We start from the raw sequence: 6,531 nt of genomic DNA, 5'->3' as shown, positions 1-6,531 counted from the left end.
AGCTAAACTATTTACGTCCATTATTTGGACCTCCTGTGCTTTTATTTGTGGTTTTGCAGACCCACATTCATCATAGCACAGGAGTTCTTGCTTATATCTAAAGATTTCTCCCACCACCCACATAGCAGGTGGTTTATTTCATTGCTGACACAAAAAATGCGGGATATCCGGCAATCATTTCCGGATATCCCGCGTCTTCTATTCTTTTATTTTTCTATCTTTTCCAGAACTAACAAACCCTTTTCACTATTCAAACTCCATTCTTCCCCATTACTTTCCAGAATTCTGTCCTCCAGTTTCCACATTCCCCGCGGAAGCTGCACCATTCGGGACGTCACTCCTTTTTGCATCACCGGAGCCACCAACAATTTATCCCCTATCATAAACTGATTCATGGTCTTTTCCATGCCCTGTCCCGGAAATACATATTCCATATGACGCACTACAGGCTCTCCTGTTTCATAAGCATACTGAACAGTTTCTAAAAGAACAGGCAGATATTTCTCCCGTACCTTCATGGCTGCCAGTACCTTTTCATAATCTTCTTTCCCCAACAATCTCCACGGTGCCGCAGAAAACTGCATGACCGGCATCAGCGCAGCAATTTCGCAATATCTGACAAACAATTCCGCATCAAAACATTCCCCGCTGTTTTCCTGAAAACTGAGATATTCGCCGCCGCCAATCATGTCCGGACTGCCAAAAGGATGGCCGGTAAGTCCCTGAAGCAGCATACCAGGCATTAAACCGCCTATACCACGCTCATCCCAGGTATGATGTTTATCACACAGCCGCTGCATAAGAGAATATCCCCCCGTCTTAAAGCAAACCCGAAGTTCATTAAAGGCATACTGCTCTCCGAAAGCCGCCCACAACCTTGAAAGTTCATCTGTATTTGCTTTTTTATAAAGCCGGTCTCCCTCTGTATAGTAATAAGAGTCTCCTGCATCGAACTTAAAACCATCAATTCCCATCTCCTGCAGGACATCCAACTGTCCTTTCAGCCACTCCAGCGCTTTGGGATTGGTTAAATCCAGCGCTGCCGAATAGCCATTCCACCATTCCAGAATTCTTGGCTTGCCTTCCGGTGTCTCTATTAACAAATGCTTATCTCTGGTCTCCCGGTATTCTACGGTATCAGGAGTAATAAAAGGACAAATCCAGACTATGACCTGAAAGCCCATTTTATGAAGCTCTTCTATCATCTTCCTGGCTTCCGGAAAATTATCTTTCCGAAACTGCCACTTTCCGTAATAAGGGGACCAGCCGTCATCAATCATTAAAATTCCCGTCGGCAGCCCATGCTCCAAAATTCCTCTGGCATACTCCAGAATCCTGTTCTGCTCCTGATAAAAAGTCATTTCTATCCAGGTGTTGTAAACAGGAGCTTCAAAGAATCTTTTAGAAAGCCGGATTTCATGAAAAGGAAAATGCTGTTTCATAGCTTCCAGATACGCCCCTCTTAAAGAATCATATCCCTCCTTTAAAAGGATTTCACAGTCCCCTTCTGCTTGAATCATTCCTTTGTGAAACTGAATTTGAAAGCCTTTCTCACTCCATATATATCTTCCCTTTGTGGAAAGAAACAGCGGCATTATCTGATTGGCTGTGGGATTTTCTCTGAAATCCCATTCCACGGAATCTTCCTCTCCAATCGGTTGTTTATAGCTTTCATACACTGCACCGCCATACCAAAATTCATTTTCCAAAAACTTTGCCTGCATACGGACGCTCCTATTCACACACCAACAGATGGATTTGTACAGCCTGATAATCATCGCCCATAACCGGAATCGGATAACCTCCATTCATCAGTGCTGCGCCTGAGAATTTCTCCTGACTTCCCTCAACCTGATACATCATGTCTGCTTCCAAACCTCTTGCATATACCGTATGCAGTATAGGATTTGCCTTTGTTCTAAGCACTACCACATTCAGCAAAGCTTCCTTTTTATCTGCTGAAACGAATTCCCATGCCACAAACGGTGATTTCCTGCCGTCATCTGTAAGACGATAATAATCTCCATTCTGAATCAGGTCATAATATTTTTTAAATGCTTCAATCTGTTCTTTCACTGTCTGTTTATCTTCTTCTGACAGCTTTGTGATATCCAGTTCATAACCAAAGGTTCCTGACATAGCCACCACTCCCCTGGTTTTCATGGACACACTGCGTCCTGTCTGATGGTTCGGGCATACCGACACATGAGCGCCCATGGTGGAAACCGGATACGCAAAAGAAGTACCATACTGTATTTCCAGACGTTCCACTGCATCCGTATCATCACTGCACCAAATCTGCGGATGATAATACATCATACCCGCATCGAATCTTCCGCCTCCGCCACTGCAGCCTTCAAACAGCACATTGGGAAATCTCTGTGTAATTTTTTCCAGAAAATCATACAGACCCAGGATAAAGCGGTGGAACACTTCTCCCTGACGTTCTGCAGGCAAAAGCGCAGACCATACGTCTGTCAAATGTCGGTTTGCATCCCATTTTATATACTCAATATCAGAGCTTTCCAGAATTTCACACATTCTGTCAAAGATATAAGTTCTCACATCTTCCCTTGAAAAATCCAGAACAAGCTGCTGTCTTCCTCTGGTTGGAGCTCTTCCCGGAATCTTCAAAGCCCAGTCCGGATGTGCCCGGTATAAATCACTGTCCTCGGAAATCATTTCCGGCTCAAACCAGATACCGAATTTCAATCCGATTTCATTTACTCCGTCTACCAGGTCTTTCAGCTTTCCTCCCAGTTTCTTTTCATTGACAAACCAGTCCCCCAGTCCGCTGATGTCATCCTCTCTCTTGCCAAACCAGCCGTCATCCATAACCAGCATTTCAATGCCCAGTTTTTTTGCTTCTCTGACAATATCCAGGAGTTTTTCTGTATTAAAGTTGAAATAAGTAGCTTCCCAGTTGTTAATCAGAATCGGACGGCGTGCTGTCTTATATTTTCCTCTGCATATATGGTAACGAATAGCTTTATGATAATTCCGGGACAGTGTTCCAAGTCCTTCTGAAGAAAAACTAAGCATAACCTCCGGTGCAGTAAAGGATTCCTGAGGCTGAAGTTCAAACTGAAACTGCGCGTCATGGATTCCCATCGTCATACGGGTACAGTCTGCCTGTGTTACCTCTGCCTCTGCCGCAAAGTTTCCGCTGTATACAAAAGAAGCGCCGTAACAGTTTCCATGGTCTTCCCCCGCATCATGCGCACATAATACCACAAAAGGATTGTGCTGATGACTGGAAAATCCCCTTCTGCTGCCCACACTCTGAATGCCATGATGAAGAGGTGTCCGCTCCATAATTCTTTCCATAGCGTGTCGTCCATAGAAATGTACAAAATCCATATCTTTGTTGTTAAAATCCAGGCACATAGAGTAAGCTCTCAAAAGATTTACCTTATCCTCGCCTTTATTCACAATTTTGCAGGCTCTTGTAATCACATCCAGGTTTTCAAACACACCGTAATACAAAATCACTTCCAGTTTTTTGTATACGTCCTGCAGCACCACTTCCAACGTCTGCACATTCTCTTCTCCCTGGTACATGGCAGGCAGTCCTTCCAGCCCATACTTCCCTTCTTTTATCTCATGGGAAACATATTTTAAATCCGTCACCTGACTGCCGTCTGCATAAGCCACCCGCAGACAGTCATTTCTGAAATCTCCGGTCCCGTAAGAAGGATATTCCAAAAGCTGCGTATCCAGCGAATATCCCTTATCCGTAATTCCATCGGGATTTCCGGAAAATCCCCTGTCAATACATCTGGCCAGGTAAGACATATCCGAATCCCCCACATAAGGTCCATAATATGTATGAATAAGAAAATCTCTGTCTACCTTCATCTGATAAGTAGAATGTTTGGTGTGAAGAGAAAATATCTGATTATTACAACTGATTGCCATTTTTCTGCCTCCTTTTAAATCAGGTCAAAATGTTTCATTGCCCTGTAGATTCCATCTTCCCTGATGGGTGTTGTTACATAAGAACAGATGTCTTTTACTGCCTGTTCGGCGTTTCCCATAGCCACACTGTTTGGCACAGCCTCCAGCATAGCCCTGTCGTTTTCACTGTCTCCGAACACATAACAGTTTTCCTTTTTCCCGCCCAGATAATCACAGATAAACTGAATTCCTGTTGCCTTTGAATAATCTTTCTGCACCACTTCATACATATGATGAAGCCTGTCTATGCAGACAAAATGCCGGGACAAATATTCCAGAAGGGCCTGCCGGGTCTCCTTTTCTTTCAGGATAATCAGCAGCTTATCGTACACCAGACTGTCGCTTGCCAACACTTCCTCAATATCTCTTCCTTCTATCTGGAAAGTGCTTCGCGCCACTTCCTCCCATTTTTCCAGTTCAGGCATTTCCCTGTCCATATAAATGGCATCAGAAGCCTCATAAAAAACCGGCACATGATGGCTTCGCACTTCCTTCGCCACTTCTTTACAAAGCGAATTGGAAAGTCTGGCTGCCAAAAGTTCCTCTCCCCGGAGAAAAATATGGGTTCCGCAGCCACAGATATATCCGTCAAACCCCATATTCAGCAATTCCTTAGGGAGACTCTTTTTTGTCCTTCCTGTGTTGATAAACAGAAGATGACCTCTCTTATGTGCCAGATGCAGTGCTTCTCTTGTACTGTCCGGCATTTTTCCGTCTTCTTCTGTTATAAGTGTCCCGTCTATATCAAAAAACAACATTTTTGTATCCATCTGCTTTTCTCCTTTTCGTGTTTTCTGCTTTCATTATAGTCCTCTTTTAAAAACACCGTCAATGTGCAAACGGAATTCTGTCATTGCTGTTCTCTCCTGTTTATTATATAATTTCATAGAAAATGTTGCTATGTGATTTTGTATCTAAAAATTGTTGATTTGTTGCATAAAGGAGTCAAAAATGGAACAAGATATAACCCCGGAACAGGCTTATCTGTCCGTATATTTTTGTGGAAAAGAAAACTGCGAGCCCGGTCATTCCTTTGGCCCTGCTGTCCGCCCTCACTATCTGCTTCATGTAGTTTTAGACGGCAAAGGTTTTTACCGAAAGAACGGTGTGACTTATTCCCTACACAAGGGCGACGCTTTTCTGATTCCTCCCATGGAATCCACCTATTACGAAGCGGACCAGGAAGACCCCTGGACCTATGCCTGGGTAGGCTTTGACGGAAAAAACTGTAAACAGACACTGCGCCAGACCGTTTTTTCTCATTCCTTTGTCTTTTTAAACAGTGTCCCGGAAAAAACAGCCCAGATTTGTGACGCTATGGCCTTTCTGCTGCAGTCCTTCCAAAATTCCCACGGAAATCAGCTTCAGCTTACAGGAAGTCTGCTTCTTCTGCTTTCTCATATGCGAAATACCGTTGACGGGAAACGGGAGGAATTCACACACCGATACTTTCAAAAAGCCCAGGAATACATTGAAAACAACTATTCGTATGATATCAAAATTTCTGATATTGCCCGTCATGTGGGCATTGACCGCACTTACTTATACAGGATTTTTATAGAAGAAGAACAGCTTTCCCCCAAGCAGTACCTGATGCAGCACCGCATACGAATCGCCACACAAATGCTGTCCTCTGCTTCCTATACCATTACAGAAATTGCATTTTCCTGCGGATTTAAAGATTCTCCCTCTTTTTGTAATCATTTCAAAAAACAGGTGGGAATCTCACCTCGCAAATTTCGCCAGAACTTTTTAAAATAGATAGAAACAGAGCTTCCGAAAATCCACATTTCGCATTTTCAGAAGCCCTGTTATCCACATTTTTATTTTGTTTTACACATGAATTGGCATTACAAAGAAGTACATTACAATAAAATGACAAATGCTGCCGCCCATGACAAATAAATGAAAAATTTCATGAGAACCAAAATTTTTATGTTTAGAATTAAACAAAGGTAATTTCAGCGCATAGATAATTCCGCCCACGGTATAAATAATTCCCCCTGCCAAAAGCCAACCGAATCCCGCCGGGGAAAGGGACTGTACAATGGGAATAAAAGCAAATACACACAGCCATCCCATACCAATATAAATCACAGAAGAAAACCATTTCGGACAGGTAATCCAACAAGCCTTAACAACAATTCCGATGAATGCAACCGTCCACACTGCTGCACAGAGCATAATCCCTGTTTTTCCCTGCAGAACAATCAGACACACCGGCGTGTAACTTCCTGCAATCAAAATAAAAATCATCATGTGGTCCATTTTCCGCAGCCTCCGGTTCACCTTCTCTGTAGAATCTACGGTATGGTAAATCGTGCTGGCCGCATACAAAAGTATCATACTCAATATGAAAATACTCATGGCAATCATATGAATATGGTCCGGCTCTCTGGCCGCCTTTATAAGCAGCGGCAGCGCTGCCAGCAAAGCCATAACACAGCCTATAAAATGGGTAATGGCACTTCCCGGTTCTTTAATTTTAAATTTTCTGCTGCGTTCTGTACTGATTTTCATACTCTCCACTCCTTTGCTTATGAATTGTCAATCTGCTCCCTTATGTTAGTATAT

Annotated in this window: 5 protein-coding genes; 1 reads left to right on the top strand and 4 read right to left on the bottom strand. The window is 43.2% G+C overall.

Going from position 1 to position 6,531, the window contains the following annotated elements; genetic code table 11:
* Positions 1 to 206 precede the first annotated feature (206 nt).
* The 3 genes from WBS51_RS14160 to WBS51_RS14150 are packed head-to-tail and all read right to left on the bottom strand — an operon-like array spanning position 207 to position 4,727.
* Positions 207 to 1,724, bottom strand: coding sequence for a glycoside hydrolase family 31 protein (locus WBS51_RS14160; protein ID WP_294462232.1), 1,518 nt, complete (start codon positions 1,722 to 1,724; stop codon positions 207 to 209).
* A gap of 10 nt (positions 1,725 to 1,734) precedes the next feature.
* Complete coding sequence (locus tag WBS51_RS14155; RefSeq protein ID WP_294462229.1) at positions 1,735 to 3,918, bottom strand: alpha-galactosidase; 2,184 nt, start codon at positions 3,916 to 3,918, stop codon at positions 1,735 to 1,737.
* Positions 3,919 to 3,932: 14 nt separating this feature from the next.
* Positions 3,933 to 4,727, bottom strand: coding sequence for a Cof-type HAD-IIB family hydrolase (locus WBS51_RS14150; RefSeq protein WP_178761813.1), 795 nt, complete (start codon positions 4,725 to 4,727; stop codon positions 3,933 to 3,935).
* A 181-nt stretch (positions 4,728 to 4,908) separates the two neighbouring features.
* Here WBS51_RS14150 and WBS51_RS14145 point away from each other — a divergent pair, with 181 nt between their 5' ends.
* Entirely contained in the window at positions 4,909 to 5,718 is an 810-nt protein-coding gene (locus WBS51_RS14145) for an AraC family transcriptional regulator (protein ID WP_294462227.1), read from the top strand.
* 72 nt (positions 5,719 to 5,790) lie between these two features.
* On the opposite strand, the gene trhA is transcribed toward WBS51_RS14145, so the two are convergent.
* On the bottom strand, positions 5,791 to 6,477 hold the full coding sequence (gene trhA, locus WBS51_RS14140; protein WP_173749225.1) for a PAQR family membrane homeostasis protein TrhA: 687 nt from the start codon (positions 6,475 to 6,477) through the stop codon (positions 5,791 to 5,793).
* Positions 6,478 to 6,531: the final 54 nt, after the last annotated feature.

The sequence above is a fragment of the Blautia acetica genome, from assembly GCF_038739805.1.
GTDB lineage: Bacteria > Bacillota > Clostridia > Lachnospirales > Lachnospiraceae > Blautia.
Note: the sequence above shows the minus strand (reverse complement) of the source record. Positions and strands in the feature narration are given on the sequence as shown.

Excerpts from the sequence above, each read along its gene's own strand:
- WBS51_RS14160 (WP_294462232.1), bottom strand. The coding sequence starts at position 1,724 with ATGCAGGCAAAGTTTTTGGAAAATGAATTTTGGTATGGCGGTGCAGTG.
- WBS51_RS14155 (WP_294462229.1), bottom strand. The coding sequence starts at position 3,918 with ATGGCAATCAGTTGTAATAATCAGATATTTTCTCTTCACACCAAACAT.
- WBS51_RS14150 (WP_178761813.1), bottom strand. The coding sequence starts at position 4,727 with ATGGATACAAAAATGTTGTTTTTTGATATAGACGGGACACTTATAACA.
- WBS51_RS14145 (WP_294462227.1), top strand. The coding sequence starts at position 4,909 with ATGGAACAAGATATAACCCCGGAACAGGCTTATCTGTCCGTATATTTT.
- trhA (WP_173749225.1), bottom strand. The coding sequence starts at position 6,477 with ATGAAAATCAGTACAGAACGCAGCAGAAAATTTAAAATTAAAGAACCG.